This is a genomic window from Mycolicibacterium thermoresistibile, assembly GCF_900187065.1.
Lineage (GTDB): Bacteria > Actinomycetota > Actinomycetes > Mycobacteriales > Mycobacteriaceae > Mycobacterium > Mycobacterium thermoresistibile.
This window is the reverse complement of the sequence record NZ_LT906483.1, coordinates 2591612-2608598: the sequence shown is the minus strand read 5'-3', so window position 1 is coordinate 2608598 and position 16987 is coordinate 2591612. Positions and strand designations below refer to the sequence as shown.

Here is a 16987-nt window from a genome sequence, read left to right as displayed (position 1 = left end):
AGGTTGGCCCTATGCGTCGCCGCCGCCCGCCGCCCACCAGCATCGAGGTGCGCGGCGCGCGGGTGAACAACCTCACCGACCTCGACCTCGACATCCCGCTCGGCAGCTTCGTTGCGCTGACCGGCGTGTCGGGGTCGGGGAAATCCTCGCTTGCGATGGGCGTGCTCTACGCCGAGGGATCGCGCCGCTACCTCGACGGCCTGCCGACGTTCACCCGCCGCCGGATCACCCAGGCGATCGCCCCGGACGTCGACTCGGTCGGCTACCTGCCGGCCGCGCTGTCGCTGCGTCAACGTCCACCCATGCCCGGCCCGCGGTCGACGGTCGGCACCATGACCGAGGTCAACGCCGTCCTGCGGTTGACCATGAGCCGGCTGGGCACCCACCGTGCCCGAACGGACACGATGTGCCGCCCAGCCTGGACGCGTGGGCCACCGAACACCTCAGCTGCCCGACGTGCGAGGCAGCCGAACCGATCCCGTCGGCGGAGTCGTTCGCGTTCAACACCCACGGCGCCTGCCCGACCTGCCAGGGACTCGGCGCCATCCAAGAGGTGAACCGCGACCGCCTCGTCGTCGACGAGAATCTGTCGCTGGCCGACGGCGCGATCGGGCCGTGGCGAATGTTGGGCCGTTCGCACATGCCGCTGGTGGCAGCCGAACTCGGCGTCCGCACCGACGTCCCGTGGCGCGACCTGACCGCCGACGAGCGCCGCCTCGTCATCGACGGGCCCGGCCACCCGGTGACCAAGCACATCGTCATCCAGTCCGGCACCGGCCGGCCGTTCCCGCTCAACGCCTGCTACGAATCGGCGACCGAATCGGTCCTGAAGATGGCGGCCAACGAGACCTCCTCCGGGCGCACCGGCGCCGCCCGCTATCTGGAGACCCGGGCCTGTCCACAGTGTCACGGCAGTCGGCTGTCGCCCCTTGCACGTGCATCGCGGCTCGCGGGCCGCAACCTCGCCGAGATCCTGGCCGAGCCGCTCGGCGCCTATGCCGATTTCGCGAAAAGCGTTGTGGCCGAGGCCGCCACCATATCGGCGTCGCTCATCGGTACCGCGGAACGGCTCACCGGAGAACTGCACAAGGCGGTCGAACCGTTACTGGTACTCGGGTTGGCCTACCTCTCACCGGACCGCGCCGGGGACACGCTGTCCACCGGCGAACGCCAGCGCATCCAGCTGCAGTCGACGGCCATGCGCCGCACCACCGGCATGCTCTACGTCCTGGACGAACCCTCGATCGGGTTGCACGCGTCGGCGGTGGAAGGGCTCATCGACATCCTCGACGGCCTGGTCGGCGACGGCAACTCGATCGTCGTGGTCGACCATGACGTCCAGATCCTGCGCGCCGCCGACCACCTGCTGGAACTCGGCCCCGACGCGGGCGCCGGCGGTGGCCGGCTGGTCGCGCAGGGGCCGCCGACCACGGTGGCCGCGGCACTGGAGTCCCGCATCGGTGCCTACCTCACCGGCACGGCGCAGCCCGTCGTCCGGCAGCGCCGGGCACCCGACCCGGACCTCGACGCGGTGGCCATCGACGTCGCCGACCTGTTCAACCTGCGCGACGTGCAGGCCCAGTTCCCGGTCAACCGGATGACCGCGATCACCGGGGTGTCGGGCGCCGGCAAGACCGCGCTGATCTTGGACTCGCTGATCCCGGCGCTGCGCGCCGAGGCCGACGGTGAGCCGCTGCCACGCCACGTCCGCGCCGTCGAATCCGCCGGCCTCGACCGGGTCGTCGTCGTCGACGCCACCCCGATCGGCGCCAACGACCGGTCCACCCCGGCCACCTACTCCGGTGCCTTCGACGAGATCCGCACCCTGTTCGCCACCACCGACGTCGCCCGCCACCGCGGCTGGAACAAGGGCCGCTTCTCCTACAACACCCCGGCCGGACGGTGCCCGGTGTGCGAAGGCCTCGGCGAACTGGAACTCGACCTGCAGTACCTGCCCGACCTGCCGGTGACCTGCCCGGAATGCCACGGCGACCGGTACAACCCGGAGACGCTGGACGCGCAGATTGACGGCACCTCGATCGCCGACGTCCTGCACATGACGATCAGCCAGGCGCGGGAGTGGTTCGCAAGCCTCGCCCAGCGCAGCGATACGGCGCCGAAAAACCGTGCCGCCGCGCTGCGACGACTCGACCGGACCCTCGCCGCGCTCGACGACGTCGGACTCGGCTACCTCACCCTCGGCGAACCGACACCCGCACTCTCCGGCGGCGAGGCGCAGCGGTTGCGGCTCGCGGCCGAGCTACGTCGCCGGCACGACACCGCGCTGTTCGTGTTCGACCAACCCACGATCGGACTGCACCCCCGCGACGTGGCCACGCTCATCGGTGTGCTCGACCGGCTCGTCGACGCGGGCGCCACGGTGATCGTCATCGAGCACGACCTCGACCTGATCGGCAACTGCGACTGGGTGATCGACATGGGCCCGGACGGCGGCGACGGCGGCGGTCAGATCATCGCCACCGGAACCGTCGACGAGGTGCGCGCCGACGACACCAGCGTCATCGGCCCGTGGCTGCAACGCCACCTCGCAGCACCGCCCGACGATCTACCGTGAACGAATGGAGCTCACCGACGACGTGATCGCCTTCCTGTCCGAGGGCACCCGCACCGGAAAGCTCGGGTACGTGGCCGCCGACGGCCGACCGCTCGTCGTACCGGTGTGGTTCATCGTCGACGGACAGACCCTGGTGTTCAACACCGATCAGAACACCGCGAAAGCACGGGCGATGCGGCGGGATCCACGGGTCACCCTCTGCGTCGATGACGAACAGCCGCCGTACTCCTTCGTTCAAGTCCAGGGCACCACATCGATCAGCGAGGACCCGGCCGACCTGCTCGACATCGCGACCCGGATAGGCGGGCGCTACATGGGCGCCGATCGCGCCGAGGAATTCGGCCGCCGCAACGGCGTACCCGGCGAATTGATCGTCCGGATCACACCACGGAAGGTGATCACCGCGTTCAACGTCGCCGACTGAGCGGGCCCGACGCGTGCCCTGTGACCCGGTGCCGACCCGGTAGGCCGTTACCATACGGGGGACGGCACTGGCGGGTCAGCGCCAGTACGGCCGGGAATGCCCGGCCGGGCCACGACGTTAGGAGATGGCGTGAGTGCCATAGACATCACCGCCGATCAGTTCAACGAGACCATCCAGGAGAACGAGATCGTCCTGGTCGACTTCTGGGCGTCCTGGTGCGGCCCGTGCCGCCAGTTCGCGCCGACCTTCGAGGCCTCGGCCCAGAAGCACCCGGATGTCGTCCACGCCAAGGTGGACACGGAGGCCGAGCAGGCGTTGGCCGCGGCCGCCGACATCCGTTCCATCCCGACGCTGATGGCCTTCAAGAAGGGCTACCTGGTGTTCAACCAGGCCGGCGCCTTGCCGCCGCCGGCGTTGGAGGAGCTGGTGCAGAAAGTCAGGGAACTCGACATCGACGCCGCCATCGCGGCGCAGCAGAACGCCGAACAAAGCGGCGAATAGCCCGCCCGGCCCGAGTCGGCACGGCCGCACGCTAACGTGCAACCGTGCGTAGTCGTGACGACCTGGTGCTGGTAGACCATCCCCGTCCGCACATCGCGCTGGTGACGCTCAACCGGCCGGAGCGGATGAACTCGATGGCGTTCGATGTCATGGTGCCTCTCAAGGCGGCACTCGATGAGATCACCTACGACAACGATGTCCGCGTCGTCGTGCTCACCGGCGCGGGCCGCGGCTTCTCGTCCGGCGCGGACCACAAGTCGGCCGGCACGGTGCCGCACGTCGACGGGCTGACCCGGCCCAGCTACGGGCTGCGGTCGATGGAAGTGCTCGACGACGTCATCCTGACGCTGCGCAAGCTGCACCAGCCGGTGATCGCCGCCGTCAACGGCGCCGCCATCGGGGGCGGGCTGTGCCTGGCGCTGGCCGCCGACATCCGGATCGCCTCCACCGAGGCGTACTTCCGCGCCGCCGGCATCAACAACGGGCTGACCGCCAGTGAGCTGGGGCTCAGCTATCTGCTGCCGCGCGCCATCGGCTCCTCCCGGGCCTTCGAGATCATGCTGACCGGCCGGGACGTCGACGCCGAGGAAGCCGAACGAATCGGCCTGGTGTCGCGCCGGGTGCCGCCCGCCGAGCTCCTCGACACCTGCTACGAGCTGGCCGACCGGATCGCGGGGTTCTCCCGGCCCGGCACCGAACTGACCAAGCGGACGCTGTGGAGCGGACTGGACGCCGGTTCGCTGGAATCGCACATGCACGCCGAGGGCCTCGGACAGCTCTACATCCGGCTGCTGACGCACAACTTCGAAGAGGCGGTCGCCGCCCGCAAGGAGAAGCGGGCCCCCAGATTCCCGGACGACAAGATCTGAACGGCGCCGCCCGGCCCAGCACGCACAGAAAATCGATTGGCATCCCGGCCCACCGGCCGACTAGCCTGGGTTGCCGGTCGCGCGGCCAGCCGCCGACCGTGCCGTCATGTCCCCGGCAGATCCACCCGTTCTTCGAACCCGTCCTCAGGAGTGTCAGCGTGATCACCGCATCGGGCCTGGAGGTCCGCGCCGGCGCCCGCACGCTGCTGTCCCTCGACGACGGTCAGGTGTTGCGGGTGCAGCCCGGCGACCGGATCGGTCTGGTCGGACGCAACGGCGCCGGCAAGACCACCACCCTGCGCATCCTGGCCGGGGAGGGCGAACCCTACGCGGGCACCGTCACCCGCACCGGGGACATCGGATATCTGCCCCAGGACCCCAAACAGGGCGACCTGGACGTCCTGGCCCGGGACCGGGTGCTGTCTGCCCGCGGTCTGGACACGCTGCTCGCCGAACTGGAGAAGCAGCAGGTCCTGATGGCCGAGGTGGTCGACGATGCCGCCCGCGACCGCGCGGTGCGCCGCTACGGCCAACTCGAGGAGCGGTTCGCCGCGCTGGGCGGTTACGCCGCGGAGAGCGAAGCCGGCCGGATCTGCGCCAGCCTCGGGCTGCCGGACCGCGTTCTCACCCAACCGCTGCGCACCCTGTCCGGCGGTCAGCGCCGCCGGGTGGAGCTGGCCCGCATCCTGTTCGCCGCCGCCGACAGCGGATCGGGAGGCGGTGCGGGGACCACGTTGCTGCTCGACGAACCGACCAACCACCTCGACGCCGACTCGATCGGCTGGCTGCGCACCTTCCTGCAGAACCACACCGGCGGGCTGGTGATCATCAGCCACAACGTGGAGTTGCTCGCCGAGGTGGTCAACCGGGTGTGGTTCCTCGACGCGGTACGCGGCGAGGTCGACATCTACAACATGGGTTGGCACAAGTACCTCGACGCCCGCGCGACAGATGAGCAGCGGCGGCGCCGGGAACGCGCCAACGCCGAGCGCAAGGCCGCCGCGCTGCGCGCCCAGGCCGCGAAGATGGGCGCAAAGGCAACCAAAGCCGTTGCCGCGCAGAACATGCTGCGCCGCGCCGAACGGATGCTGGCGGCGCTGGACGACGCACCGGTCGCCGACAAGGTGGCCCGCATCAAATTCCCCACCCCGGCCCCGTGCGGGCGCACCCCGCTGGTGGCCAAGGGCCTCACCAAGACCTACGGATCGCTCGAGGTGTTCACCGGGGTCGATCTCGCCATCGACCGCGGATCGCGGGTGGTGGTGCTGGGCCTCAACGGCGCCGGCAAGACCACACTGCTGCGGCTGCTGGCCGGGGTGGAAACCCCCGACGCCGGGCAGATCGAACCCGGTCACGGACTCAAGATCGGCTACTTCGCCCAGGAGCACGACACCCTCGACGACCACGCCACGGTGTGGGAGAACATCCGCCACGCCGCCCCGGACAGCGGTGAGCAGGATCTGCGTGGGTTGTTGGGGGCGTTCATGTTCAGCGGTCCGCAACTCGAACAACCCGCCGGCACGCTGTCCGGCGGGGAGAAGACCCGGCTCGCGCTGGCCGGGCTGGTCGCCTCGGCCGCCAACGTGCTGTTGCTCGATGAGCCGACCAACAACCTCGACCCGGCGTCGCGCGAACAGGTGCTCGATGCGCTGCGCAGCTATGTCGGTGCGGTGGTGCTGGTCACGCACGACCCGGGCGCCGCCGAGGCGCTGGATCCGCAGCGGGTGGTGCTATTGCCTGACGGCACCGAAGATTTCTGGTCCGACGAGTACCGCGATCTCATCGAGCTCGCCTGAGCGGATCCGGTTCCGGCCCGTTCGGTCATTTTCCCGCGCGGAGTGTGAAGCCTTTTTACCGTGGGTATGCGTCGGGACATCGAGAGGTGGGGAGATGTCGATGAAGAAGACCAACAAGTCCCGAGAGCAGCTGATGCAGGAACTGCGCACCGCCTACGAGAACGGGGCCAGTATCCGGTCGCTGGTGGCCTCCACCGGACGGTCATACGGGTCGATCCACGCGATGCTGCGCGAATCCGGCACCACGATGCGCAGCCGGGGCGGACCCAACCACCGCAGCCGCCGGGCCAGCTGACCGTCGCGGTTCACTGGGACGGGCAGGCGGACGGGCAGGGTCACTCCGAACCCTGGTGGCGCACCGACGCCTCCACCAGGTCCAGTACCGCACTGAGTTTTTCGGGATCGTCACCCGACGCGAGCCGGGCCACCAGCCCGTCGAGCACCAGCTCCAGGTAGGTCCGCAGCACCTCTCCGGGCACGTCGTCGCGCAGCCGGCCGGCCTGCTTCTGGCGGCGCAACCGGGCCGTGGTGGCCGCCGCCAGCTCCGCGGACAACTCCGACCAGCCGCGGTGGAACTCCGGATCGTTGCGCAGCTTGCGGGCGATCTCCAACCGCGTCGTCAACCAGTCGTACTGCTCCGGCGCCGCGATCAGATCCCGCATCACCTGGATCAGCCCCTCGCGGGAGGCCACCTCGGCCATCCGCTCGGCGTCCTCCCGCGCCAGCTCGAAGAACAGGGTGTCCTTGTCCTTGAAGTGGTGGAAGATCGCGCCTCGCGACAACCCGGTCGCCTGCTCCAGGCGGCGCACCGTGGCCTGCTCGTAGCCGTACTCGGCGAAACAGCGGCGGGCGCCGTCGAGAATCTGCCGACGGCGCGCCGCCAGATGGTCGTCAGTCACCCGCGGCAACGGACGTCCCTGCTGTTCCGCCGAGTACGCGTCGACGAGCGGACTACTTGGACTCCAGCATGTTGCGCAGCACGTAGTGCAGGATGCCGCCGTTGCGGTAGTAGTCCGCCTCGCCCGGGGTGTCGATGCGGACCACCGCGTCGAACTCGACCTTCGAGCCGTCCTCCTTGGTGGCGGTCACCTTCACCGTCTTCGGCGTCCTGCCCTCGTTGAGCGCCTCGATCCCGGTGATGTCGAACGTCTCGGTGCCGTCCAGACCCAGGCTCGCCGCCGACTGCCCCTGCGGGAACTGCAGCGGCAGCACACCCATACCGATCAGGTTGGAGCGGTGGATGCGTTCGAACGACTCGGTGATCACGGCCTTCACACCCAGCAGCGCGGTGCCCTTGGCCGCCCAGTCCCGCGACGAACCCGAGCCGTACTCCTTGCCGCCCAGCACGACCAGCGGAATGTTCTGGGCCGCATAGTTCTGCGCGGCGTCGTAGATGAACGCCTGCTCGCCGCCCTTGGTGAAGTCGCGGGTGTAGCCACCGGACACCCCGCCCTCGACAATGGCGTCGAGCAGCCGGTTGCGCAGCCGGATGTTGGCGAAGGTGCCGCGGATCATCACCTCGTGGTTACCGCGCCGCGAACCGTAGGAGTTGTAGTCCTTGCGCTGCACGCCGTGGGACTCCAGATACTGCGCGGCCGGAGTGCCGGGCTGGATGGTGCCCGCCGGGGAGATGTGGTCGGTGGTCACCGAATCGCCCAGCAGCGCCAGCACCCGCGCCCCGGTGATGTCCGACACCGGTGCGGGCTCGGCCGACATGCCCTCGAAGTACGGCGGTTTACGCACATACGTCGACTCCGGATCCCACTGGAAGGTGCTGCCGCTCGGGGTCGGCAGGCTGCGCCAACGCTCGTCGCCCTTGAACACGTCGGCGTAGTTCTTGGTGAACATCTCCTGGCTGATCGCCGAGCGGATGGTGTCCTCGATCTCCTGCTGCGACGGCCAGATGTCGCGCAGGAAGACGTCATTGCCGTCGGAGTCCTTGCCCAGCGGCTGCGATTCGAAGTCGAAATCCATCGTGCCGGCCAGCGCGTACGCGATGACCAGCGGCGGCGACGCCAGGTAGTTCATCTTGGTGTCCGGGTTGATCCGGCCCTCGAAGTTGCGGTTGCCCGACAGCACCGCGGCCACCGACAGATCGTTGTCGTTGATGGCCTTGCTGATCTCGTCGGGCAGCGGACCGCTGTTGCCGATGCAGGTGGTGCAGCCGTAACCGACCAGGTAGAAGCCCAGCTTCTCCAGGTACGGCCACAGACCGGCCTTCTCGTAGTAGTCGCTGACCACCTGCGAGCCCGGGGCCATCGTCGTCTTCACCCACGGCTTGGTCGCGAGGCCCTTGTCCACCGCGTTCTTGGCGAGCAGCGCCGCACCCAGCATCACCTCCGGGTTAGAGGTGTTGGTGCAGGACGTGATCGCCGCGATCACCACCGCGCCGTGGTCGAGCTCGAACTCGCCGAGCTCATCGGACTTCACCCGGACCCGCTTGGTGGGCCGCCCGGTCGGCTCCACCGCCGCCGAGTGCACATGCGCCGGGGTGCCGTTGTCGGCGAACTCGGTGTTGCGCACCGGATCGCTGGCCGGGAAGGTCTCGTCGACGGCCTCGTCGAGCTTGGTGTACTCGGTGGAGTGCTCACCGTCGTCGACATAGTCGGCCAGGTCGCGGCGGAAGGCCGACTTGGCCTCGTTGAGCGAGATGCGGTCCTGCGGACGCTTCGGCCCGGCGATCGACGGCACCACCGTGGACAGATCCAGCTCGAGGTACTCGGAGTACTGCGGCTGACGCTGCGGATCGTGCCACAGCCCCTGCTCCTTGGCGTAGGCCTCGACCAGCGCCAGCTGCTCCTCGCTGCGCCCGGTGAACCGCAGGTAGCTGATGGTCTCCTCGTCGATCGGGAAAATCGCTGCGGTGGAACCGAATTCGGGGCTCATGTTGCCCAGCGTGGCCCGGTTGGCCAGCGGCACCGCGGCGACACCCTCACCGTAGAACTCGACGAACTTGCCGACCACACCGTGCTCGCGCAGCATCTCGGTGACCGTGAGCACGATGTCGGTGGCGGTCACCCCGGGCTGCCGCTCACCGGTGAGCTTGAACCCGACGACGCGGGGGATGAGCATCGACACCGGCTGGCCGAGCATCGCGGCCTCCGCCTCGATACCGCCGACACCCCAGCCCAGCACGCCCAGGCCGTTGACCATCGTGGTGTGGCTGTCGGTGCCCACACAGGTGTCCGGATACGCGACGCCGTCGCGGTCCATCACCACCGAGGCCAGGTACTCGATGTTGACCTGGTGCACGATGCCGGTGCCGGGCGGCACCACCTTGAAGTCGTTGAACGCGCCCTGCCCCCAGCGCAGGAACTGGTAGCGCTCACCGTTGCGCTGGTACTCGATCTCCACGTTGCGCTCGAACGCGTCGGGCCGGCCGAACAGATCCGCGATCACCGAGTGGTCGATCACCAGGTCGGCGGGGGCGAGCGGGTTGACCTTCTCCGGGTCGCCACCGAGCTCGGCGATCGCCTCGCGCATGGTGGCCAGGTCGACGATGCAGGGAACGCCGGTGAAGTCCTGCATCACCACGCGGGCGGGGGTGAACTGGATCTCCACGCTCGGCTCGGCGTTCGGGTCCCAGTTCGCCAGCGCCTCGATGTGCTCCTTGGTGATGTTGGCGCCGTCCTCGGTGCGCAGCAGGTTCTCGGCGAGCACCTTCAGGCTGTAGGGAAGTTTGTCAGTGCCGGGCACCGCGCTCAGGCGGTAGATGTCGAATTTTCGGTCCCCGACGGTCAGCGTGCCGCGCGCATCGAACGAATTCAGGGAAGAGCCCTTCGTATTTCCTTTGCTCACATCAACTCCCGGCTAGTCATCGCCGCCGACGGGCTGTGTCAACGGCGCCGATAATCCTAACAGTACGCTTGTCCTGTATAACGCCCGGTCCGACCCCAGTCTTCCCTGTCGGAGACCGGTTGTCAGGTGGATACCCAACGCGGTGATCGCGTACCGTTCCAGGCTGTGACCGCACCTGTGCTGCCGGCCTACATACCCGACGAGTTGTGTACCACCCTCGGCATCGAGGCCGATCGGGACCTCAACCCCGACGCCCCGGAGGCGTGTCTCGACGCGCTGAACGCCGATCTGCAGGACGACCATGTCAGCGCCGCGGGGCTCGAGCCCGAGCAGCTCGACGAGTTGCAACAGGTGGTCGCCGACGCCCGCGCCGACGGCATCGACCTCAAAGTGGTGGTCATCGACCAGAACCCGTGGATGGACACCGCGCTGCGCGATGTCGCCACCGAGGTCGGCATCAACCATCCGGACGCCACCGTGCTGGTGCTCAGCCCGTCGTTCGCCGGGACCTACAGCACCACCTACGATCGGGTCACGCTCGAGGCGGGGGAGGACTACGCCAAAGCGGTGCCCGGGAATCCGGCGGCGGCCACCCAGGCGTTCGTCGACCAGCTGCAGGCGCCGCAGTTCCCGTGGACCGGGCTGACCATCGCGCTGGTGATCCTGGTCGCCCTCGCCATGGCCGCCACCCGCGCGCTCCAGGTCCGCGCCCGGCGGACGGCCCCGCCGTCCACCCCGGAATCGACCCCGGCCCCGTGATGGGCCCCGTGCGTCGGTACCGGCCGTTACGGTGGAGCCCGTGCCGGTGACCTTCGACGACATTGCCACGTCCGACTACATCCTGCTGACCACGTTCACCAAGGACGGCCGGCCCAAACCCACCCCGGTGTGGGCGGCGCCCGACGGCGACGGTCTACTGGTGATCACCCAGGAGAAGTCCTGGAAGGTCAAGCGCATCCGCAACACCCCCCGCGTCACCATCGCCAAATGCGACATGCGGGGCAATCCGACCAGCGAACCGGTCGAGGCCGTCGCCACCATCCTGGACAAATCCCGCACCGGGGAGGTCTACGACGCGATCGGCAAACGCTACGGACTGCTGGGCAAGGCGTTCAACTTCTTCTCCAAGCTGCGCGGCGGGATGCGCACCAACGTCGGGTTGAAGATCCGCCCGGCCGGAACCTGATCGGCCACCGGGACGTTTGACCGATATGGCACAGCGGCTGTTCCTGCTCTACGCCGTCGTCGAACTGGCGGTGTTCATCGCGATGGTGACGACGGTGGGCTTCGGCTGGGCGGTGCTGGCCGTGCTGGTGGCGTTCCTGCTCGGGCTCGTCCTGGCCGGTGCGCAGGTCACCCGGCAGCTCCGCGAACTGCGCAGCACACTCGCCGGGGCCGCACCTCCGGGCCGGCTCGGCTCCCCGCTGGGTGCGGCCACCGACAGCCTGATGGTGGCGGCGGGCACGGTGCTCGTGGTGGTGCCCGGCCTGGCCAGTTCGGTGCTCGGCGCGCTGCTGTTGGCGCCGCCGACGCGGGCGGTGCTGCGGCCGGCGATCACCGCGGTGGCGGCCCGGAGAATCAGCCGGCACCTGCCGTTGATCACGGTGGCCGGCCACCGCGCCGGGCGGCCCGGTTACATTGACGGCGAAGTGATCGACGCCCACGTCGTCGAGCACGTGACCGACACCGTGACCGACACGGACGTTGCCGGCACCGTGATCGACGCCGATCAGCCCCGCCTGCCACGCACCGACTGACACACCGTGACGACCACACTCCTGCTCAACGGCCGGGTGTACAGCCCCGCCATGCCCGACGCCACCGCCCTCGCGGTGCGCGACGGCGTCGTCGCCTGGCTCGGCACCGACGACGTCGGCCGCCACCAGTTCCCCGACGCCACCGTGATCGATCTGGACGGCGCCTTCCTGGCGCCCGCCTTCGTCGACGCGCATGTGCACCTCACCGCCACCGGGCTCGCGCTGACCGGGCTGGACCTGCGCCCCGCGACCTCGTTGCGGCACTGTCTGGACCTGCTCGCCGAGCACGCCCGGCGGCATCCCGAGGGGCCGATCTGGGCGCACGGCTGGGACGACTCGGAGTGGCCCGAGCAGCGCCCACCACACACCGACGACGTGGACCGCGTCGTCGGTGGCCGGCCCGCCTACCTGGCCCGGGTCGACGTGCACTCGGCGGTCGCCTCCACCGGGCTGCGCCGGTCGGTGCCGGACCTGGGGCAGCGCACCGGGTTCGACCCGCAACGTCCGCTGACAGCCGACGCCCACCACGCGGTGCGCGCGGCCGCCCGCGCCGGCCTCACCGCCGAGCAGCGGCACGCGGCCCGCACCGCCGCGTTGCGCCACGCCGCCGCCCACGGCGTCGTCGCCGTACACGAATGCGCCGGCCCGCAGATCGGCGGCCTCGACGACTGGCAGGCTCTGCGCGACCTCGACCTCGGGGTGGAGATCATCGGCTACTGGGGCGAACCCGTCCGCACCGCCGCGGAGGCCACCGAACTGACGGCCGCCACCGGGGCGCGCGGGTTGGCCGGCGACCTGTTCGTCGACGGCGCGCTCGGGTCGCGCACCGCATGGCTGTCCCGGCCCTACCACGATGCACCGGACACCTGCGGCAACCGCCATCTCGACCCCGATGCCGTGTTCGCGCATCTGCGGGCCTGCACCGAGGCCGGGGTGACGGCCGGATTCCACGTCATCGGCGACGCCGCCGTCACCGCCGTCGTCGACGCCCTACAGCGGGTGGTCGACGAGTTCGGGGCACCGTCGGTGGCACGCTGCGGACACCGGTTGGAGCACCTCGAGATGGTCGACGCCGAGCAGGCCGAGCGTCTCGGCAGCTGGGGCGTGGTGGCCAGCGTGCAACCCAACTTCGATGCGCTGTGGGGCGGCGAGAACGGGATGTACGCCCGGCGTCTGGGCCCCGATCGCGCGGCCGGGCTGAACCCGCTGGCGCTGTTAGCATCGGCAGGCGTGCCCCTCGCGTTCGGCTCGGATTCGCCCGTCACCAGCATGAATCCGTGGGAGACGGTGCGTGCCGCCACGCTGCACCACACCCCGGGCAGCGCGGTGTCGGCGCGTGCGGCGTTCGCGGCGGCCACCCGCGGCGGATGGCGTGCCGGCGGTGTCCGCGACGGCGTGAGCGGCACCCTGGTGCCGGGGGCGCCCGCCTCCTACGCCGTCTGGGACGCCGACGAACTCGAGATCGCCACCCCCGACGACGCCGTGCAGCGGTGGTCGACCGATCCGCGCTCACGGGTGCCGGCGCTGCCCCGGCTCGCGGCCGGGGACCGGCTGCCACGGTGCCGGCAGACGGTACATCGAGGTGCGGTCATCCATGGCTGACCGCGGCCGGCGCGACCGGCGCGCGCCCGGCCGGCGATCCGGGCCGACGTCCGGGCCGACATCCGGGCCGACGTCCGGGCCGGCATCAGGACCGACCAGGTCTGAACCGCCCACCGACCCCATCGGCTTCGACCCGATCACCGACGACCCGGCCGAAGATCCGGCCGAGGATCCGGCCGAAGATCCGGCCGGCGACGACCCGGTGGAAGATCCGGCCACCGACGAGCCGGCCACCGACGAGCCGAGCCGGGCCGACACCGCGGAACCGGGCGATCGGCCGGCTGACCGGCTGATCCGGTTCGCCCACCGCGCCGGCCGCGCCGTGCTGGACCGGCTGCCGCAGCTCGGTCTCACGGTGCTGGCCGGTCTGCTGCTGTGTGTGAGCTTCCCCCCGATGGGCTGGTGGTATCTGGCCCCGGTCGCACTCGCCCTGCTGGGCGGGGTGCTGGTCCACCGGGCGACGACCCTCGCCGGCGGCTTCGGCTACGGCGTGCTGTTCGGGTTGGCCTTCCACATCCCGCTGCTGCCCTGGATCAGCGGGCTGGTGGGCGCCGTGCCGTGGCTGGCGTTGTCGGTGGTGCAGGCGGTGTTCCCCGGGTTGTTCGGGCTGGCGGCGGTTGCGGTGCGCCGACTGCCCGGCCGGCCGGTGTGGTTCGCGCTGCTGTGGGTGGCCTACGAGTGGATCAAGTCGTCGGTGCCGTTCGGCGGCTTCCCCTGGGGTGTGGTGGCCTACAGCCAGACCAACGGGCCGCTGCTGGCCCTGGCGCAGATCGGCGGGGCGCCGCTGGTGTCGTTCGCGGTGGCGCTCACCGGCTTCAGCCTGGCCGCGCTCACGGCGGCGATCGTCCGGTGGTGGCGCAGCGACTCGCACCGGGCCGCCCCGCCCGCGGTGGTGCTGCCCGGACTGTGCATCGCGGCGGTGCTGCTGGCCACCGCGGTGGTGTGGCCGCAGGTGCGCTACTCCGGCGCCGGCGCCGATGCGGCCGACCAGCCGATCCGGGTGGCGGCGGTGCAGGGCAACGTGCCGCGGCTGGGCCTGGACTTCAACGCGCAACGTCGTGCGGTGCTCGACAACCACGTCCGCGAAACCATGCGGCTGGCCGAGGACGTCCGCGCCGGGCGTGCCGAACAACCGCTGTTCGTGGTGTGGCCGGAGAACTCCTCCGACATCGATCCGCTCGCCAATCCCGATGCTCACCAGCAGATTTCGGCTGCAGCCGCGGCGATCCGCGCGCCGATCCTGGTCGGCGGGGTGGTGCGCGCGCCCGGATACCGCCCGGACAACCCGGTGGCCACCAACTCGGTGCTGGTCTGGGATCCGGAGACCGGGCCCACCGACCGTCACGACAAGCAGATCGTGCAACCGTTCGGCGAGTATCTGCCCTGGCGGGACTTCTTCCGCCGGTTGTCCCCGTACGCCGACCGGGCGGGCTACTTCATCCCGGTCGACGGGGACGGGGTGGTGACCGCGGCCGGTGTCCCGGTCGGTGTGACCACCTGCTGGGAGGTGATCTTCGACCGGGCCGCCCGCGAGTCGGTGCGCAACGGCGCCGAGGTGCTGGCGGTGCCGACCAACAACGCCACCTTCGACGAGGCGATGAGCGAACAGCATCTGGCGTTCGCCCGGCTGCGGGCCGTCGAACACAACCGCTACGCGGTGGTCGCGGGCACCACCGGCATCAGCGCGGTGATCACCCCCGACGGCCGGGAAGTCGCCCGGACCCGGTTCTTCGAACCCGCCTACCTGGACGTGCAGGTGCGGTTGAAAACCCAACTCAGCCCGGCCACCCGGTACGGGCCGGTCATCCACGGCGCCCTGATCGCCGCGGCGTTGGCCGGTCTGGGCGCTGCCCTGGCCGGGACGGTATTGCAGAATGGAAGACTCGTGCCCCACGCGCTGCGGGGTCGACGAAGAGCAAAGGAGTCCCATGACGACGGGCCAGCAACCCGACCCCGACACCACGGACAATCGACGTCCGAGTCAGCGCACTCTGGTGATCATCCCGACCTACAACGAACGGGACAATCTGCCGCTGATCGTGGATCGGGTGCATCGGGCCTGCCCCGGGGTGCACGTGCTGATCGTCGACGACGGCAGCCCCGACGGCACCGGTGAGCTGGCCGACGAGCTGGCGCTGGCGGACCCGGATCGGGTGCACGTCATGCACCGCGCCAGCAAGGCCGGTCTGGGCGCGGCCTATCTGGCCGGATTCCGGTGGGGGCTGAACCGCCAGTACTCGGTGCTGGTGGAGATGGACGCCGACGGCAGCCACGCCCCGGAGGAGCTGCACCGGCTGCTCGACGCCGTCGACGCCGGGGCGGACCTGGCCATCGGGTCGCGCTACGTCGACGGTGGTCAGGTGCGCAACTGGCCGCGGCGGCGGCTGCTGCTGTCACGCACCGCCAACACCTATTCGCGGTTGCTGCTGGGGGTGGACATCCGCGACATCACCGCCGGCTACCGGGCCTACCGGCGCGAGGTACTGGAGAAGATCGACCTGGACGCGGTCGACTCGAAGGGCTACTGCTTCCAGATCGACCTGACCTGGCGCGCGATCAACCACGGCTTCAAGGTCGTCGAGGTGCCGATCACCTTCACCGAACGGGAGCTCGGCCAGTCGAAGATGAGCGGCTCCAACATCCGCGAAGCGATCTTCAAGGTCGCGGAATGGGGAATCCGCGGGCGCCTGGACCGCGCCCGCGGCATCGTCCGTTAGTCAGGGTCCGCTGGTCAGGGCCCGTAAGTCAGGGTCCGTCAGTCAGGGCCCGTCAGTCAGGTCTCGCCGGGGGACCGGCCGGCTAGCTCCCGGCGCCGCGCCGCTTGGCGCGGATCACCTCGAGCCGCTCCTTGAGCAACTCCTCGAGATCCTCGATCGACCGCCGCTCCAACAGCATGTCCCAGTGCGTCCGCGGCGGCTTGGTCTTCTTCGGTTCGGGGGCCTCACCCTCGAGCAGGGTGCCCTCCATCCCGTTCTTGCACAGCCAGGTGCCGGGGATCTCAGCGTCGTCGGCGAACGGGACCTCGAAGATCTCACCGTTCGGGGTGCGGTAGCGGGCGATCTGACGCGGCGCCAGGTCGTGGTTACGGTCGGTCTCGTAGCTCACGGCTCCGAGCCGGCTACCCCTCAAGACACGATCAGCCATCGTCGATACTCTCCTCACAGATTTGCTGCCAGAAACCACAACGCAGCAACACACCACATAGTTCCCGAGTAGTTCCGGACTCAGCCGTCGATGATACGCCGGTTCCGGCGGCGCGCGGTTTACAGTCTTGTGCCGTGGCATCCGAAACCCGTAAGCGCACCCGGGTACAACCCTGCCGCTGGTGTGGCCGGGAGGTGCCCGACGCCGGACTCGGCCGGCGGCGCCAGTACTGCCGCCAGTCCTGCCGGCAACGCGCCTACGAACAGCGGTCGATGGTCAAGGGCACGGCGTTGCCGCCCGATGCGGTGGTGCTCTCCGCCGAGGAGGCCGCCCAGCTCGCCGATCGCGTCTATCAGGTGCGCTGCGCCGCCGAGGACATCGCCACCGCGCTCGACGAGGGCGCCGGGACCGCCGAACTCAAACAGCTCTGCGAGGAGCTGATGCGCGCCGCCAAGGCGGCCGACGGCTGGCGCTGAACCGGCGGGCACCGCCGCGGGCTGGCCAACAGCCCCGGTCGGCGG

General features: G+C 70.0%; 17 protein-coding genes. 14 read left to right on the top strand and 3 right to left on the bottom strand.

The features are described from left to right. Positions 1-11 precede the first annotated feature (11 nt). The 7 genes from CKW28_RS24390 (at position 12) to CKW28_RS12170 (ending at position 6460) form a co-directional block, all read left to right on the top strand. Complete coding sequence (locus CKW28_RS24390; protein ID WP_308210488.1) at positions 12-557, top strand: P-loop NTPase family protein; 546 nt, start codon at positions 12-14, stop codon at positions 555-557. Then, entirely contained in the window at positions 554-2575 is a 2022-nt protein-coding gene (locus tag CKW28_RS12195; RefSeq protein ID WP_308210489.1) for an excinuclease ABC subunit UvrA, read from the top strand. Before CKW28_RS24390 ends, CKW28_RS12195 begins: the two co-directional genes overlap by 4 nt. Before the next feature lie 4 nt (positions 2576-2579). Beyond that, the gene (locus tag CKW28_RS12190; protein WP_003923773.1) at positions 2580-2999 is read left to right on the top strand and encodes a PPOX class F420-dependent oxidoreductase; all 420 of its coding nucleotides are present in this window, start codon (positions 2580-2582) and stop codon (positions 2997-2999) included. Positions 3000-3128: 129 nt separating this feature from the next. Next, entirely contained in the window at positions 3129-3500 is a 372-nt protein-coding gene (gene trxA / locus CKW28_RS12185) for a thioredoxin (protein ID WP_003923772.1), read from the top strand. 44 nt (positions 3501-3544) lie between these two features. Next, entirely contained in the window at positions 3545-4369 is an 825-nt protein-coding gene (locus tag CKW28_RS12180) for an enoyl-CoA hydratase (protein WP_040545981.1), read from the top strand. A 158-nt stretch (positions 4370-4527) separates the two neighbouring features. Beyond that, positions 4528-6165 carry an ABC-F family ATP-binding cassette domain-containing protein gene (locus CKW28_RS12175; protein ID WP_003923770.1) on the top strand — a complete coding sequence of 546 codons (1638 nt, stop codon included), beginning with the start codon at positions 4528-4530 and terminating at the stop codon, positions 6163-6165. Positions 6166-6265: 100 nt separating this feature from the next. Continuing rightward, the gene (locus CKW28_RS12170) at positions 6266-6460 is read left to right on the top strand and encodes a helix-turn-helix domain-containing protein (RefSeq protein WP_003923769.1); all 195 of its coding nucleotides are present in this window, start codon (positions 6266-6268) and stop codon (positions 6458-6460) included. 40 nt (positions 6461-6500) lie between these two features. Here the strand turns inward: CKW28_RS12170 and CKW28_RS12165 are convergent, their stop codons facing one another. Next, positions 6501-7073, bottom strand: coding sequence for a TetR/AcrR family transcriptional regulator (locus CKW28_RS12165; protein WP_003923768.1), 573 nt, complete (start codon positions 7071-7073; stop codon positions 6501-6503). 43 nt (positions 7074-7116) lie between these two features. Continuing rightward, the gene (locus CKW28_RS12160) at positions 7117-9963 is read right to left on the bottom strand and encodes an aconitate hydratase (RefSeq protein WP_003923767.1); all 2847 of its coding nucleotides are present in this window, start codon (positions 9961-9963) and stop codon (positions 7117-7119) included. 165 nt (positions 9964-10128) lie between these two features. Here CKW28_RS12160 and CKW28_RS12155 point away from each other — a divergent pair, with 165 nt between their 5' ends. The 6 genes from CKW28_RS12155 to CKW28_RS24125 are packed head-to-tail and all read left to right on the top strand — an operon-like array spanning position 10129 to position 16039. Continuing rightward, the gene (locus CKW28_RS12155; protein WP_003923766.1) at positions 10129-10722 is read left to right on the top strand and encodes an Rv1476 family membrane protein; all 594 of its coding nucleotides are present in this window, start codon (positions 10129-10131) and stop codon (positions 10720-10722) included. 40 nt (positions 10723-10762) lie between these two features. Next, positions 10763-11149 (top strand): PPOX class F420-dependent oxidoreductase, encoded by a 387-nt coding sequence (locus tag CKW28_RS12150; RefSeq protein WP_040545997.1) that lies wholly within the window; start codon positions 10763-10765, stop codon positions 11147-11149. A gap of 25 nt (positions 11150-11174) precedes the next feature. Beyond that, the gene (locus CKW28_RS12145) at positions 11175-11720 is read left to right on the top strand and encodes an FxsA family protein (protein ID WP_003923764.1); all 546 of its coding nucleotides are present in this window, start codon (positions 11175-11177) and stop codon (positions 11718-11720) included. 51 nt (positions 11721-11771) lie between these two features. Beyond that, positions 11772-13322, top strand: coding sequence for an amidohydrolase (locus CKW28_RS12140; RefSeq protein WP_050811866.1), 1551 nt, complete (start codon positions 11772-11774; stop codon positions 13320-13322). Continuing rightward, entirely contained in the window at positions 13315-15438 is a 2124-nt protein-coding gene (gene lnt, locus CKW28_RS12135; RefSeq protein ID WP_003923762.1) for an apolipoprotein N-acyltransferase, read from the top strand. The genes CKW28_RS12140 and lnt overlap by 8 nt, the downstream gene beginning before the upstream one ends. Then, the gene (locus CKW28_RS24125) at positions 15320-16039 is read left to right on the top strand and encodes a polyprenol monophosphomannose synthase (RefSeq protein WP_234784910.1); all 720 of its coding nucleotides are present in this window, start codon (positions 15320-15322) and stop codon (positions 16037-16039) included. The genes lnt and CKW28_RS24125 overlap by 119 nt, the downstream gene beginning before the upstream one ends. An 82-nt stretch (positions 16040-16121) precedes the next feature. On the opposite strand, the gene CKW28_RS12125 is transcribed toward CKW28_RS24125, so the two are convergent. Continuing rightward, positions 16122-16466 carry an RNA polymerase-binding protein RbpA gene (locus tag CKW28_RS12125; RefSeq protein WP_003923760.1) on the bottom strand — a complete coding sequence of 115 codons (345 nt, stop codon included), beginning with the start codon at positions 16464-16466 and terminating at the stop codon, positions 16122-16124. Positions 16467-16600: 134 nt separating this feature from the next. On the opposite strand from CKW28_RS12125, the gene CKW28_RS12120 reads away from it, so the two are divergent. Further along, the gene (locus CKW28_RS12120; protein WP_040545977.1) at positions 16601-16942 is read left to right on the top strand and encodes a hypothetical protein; all 342 of its coding nucleotides are present in this window, start codon (positions 16601-16603) and stop codon (positions 16940-16942) included. Positions 16943-16987: the final 45 nt, after the last annotated feature.

Coding starts and splice junctions, on each gene's coding strand:
- CKW28_RS12140 (WP_050811866.1), top strand. CDS start 11,772: ATGCCCGACGCCACCGCCCTCGCGGTGCGCGACGGCGTCGTCGCCTGG.
- CKW28_RS12145 (WP_003923764.1), top strand. CDS start 11,175: ATGGCACAGCGGCTGTTCCTGCTCTACGCCGTCGTCGAACTGGCGGTG.
- CKW28_RS24390 (WP_308210488.1), top strand. CDS start 12: ATGCGTCGCCGCCGCCCGCCGCCCACCAGCATCGAGGTGCGCGGCGCG.
- CKW28_RS12170 (WP_003923769.1), top strand. CDS start 6,266: ATGAAGAAGACCAACAAGTCCCGAGAGCAGCTGATGCAGGAACTGCGC.
- CKW28_RS12125 (WP_003923760.1), bottom strand. CDS start 16,466: ATGGCTGATCGTGTCTTGAGGGGTAGCCGGCTCGGAGCCGTGAGCTAC.
- lnt (WP_003923762.1), top strand. CDS start 13,315: ATGGCTGACCGCGGCCGGCGCGACCGGCGCGCGCCCGGCCGGCGATCC.
- CKW28_RS12190 (WP_003923773.1), top strand. CDS start 2,580: ATGGAGCTCACCGACGACGTGATCGCCTTCCTGTCCGAGGGCACCCGC.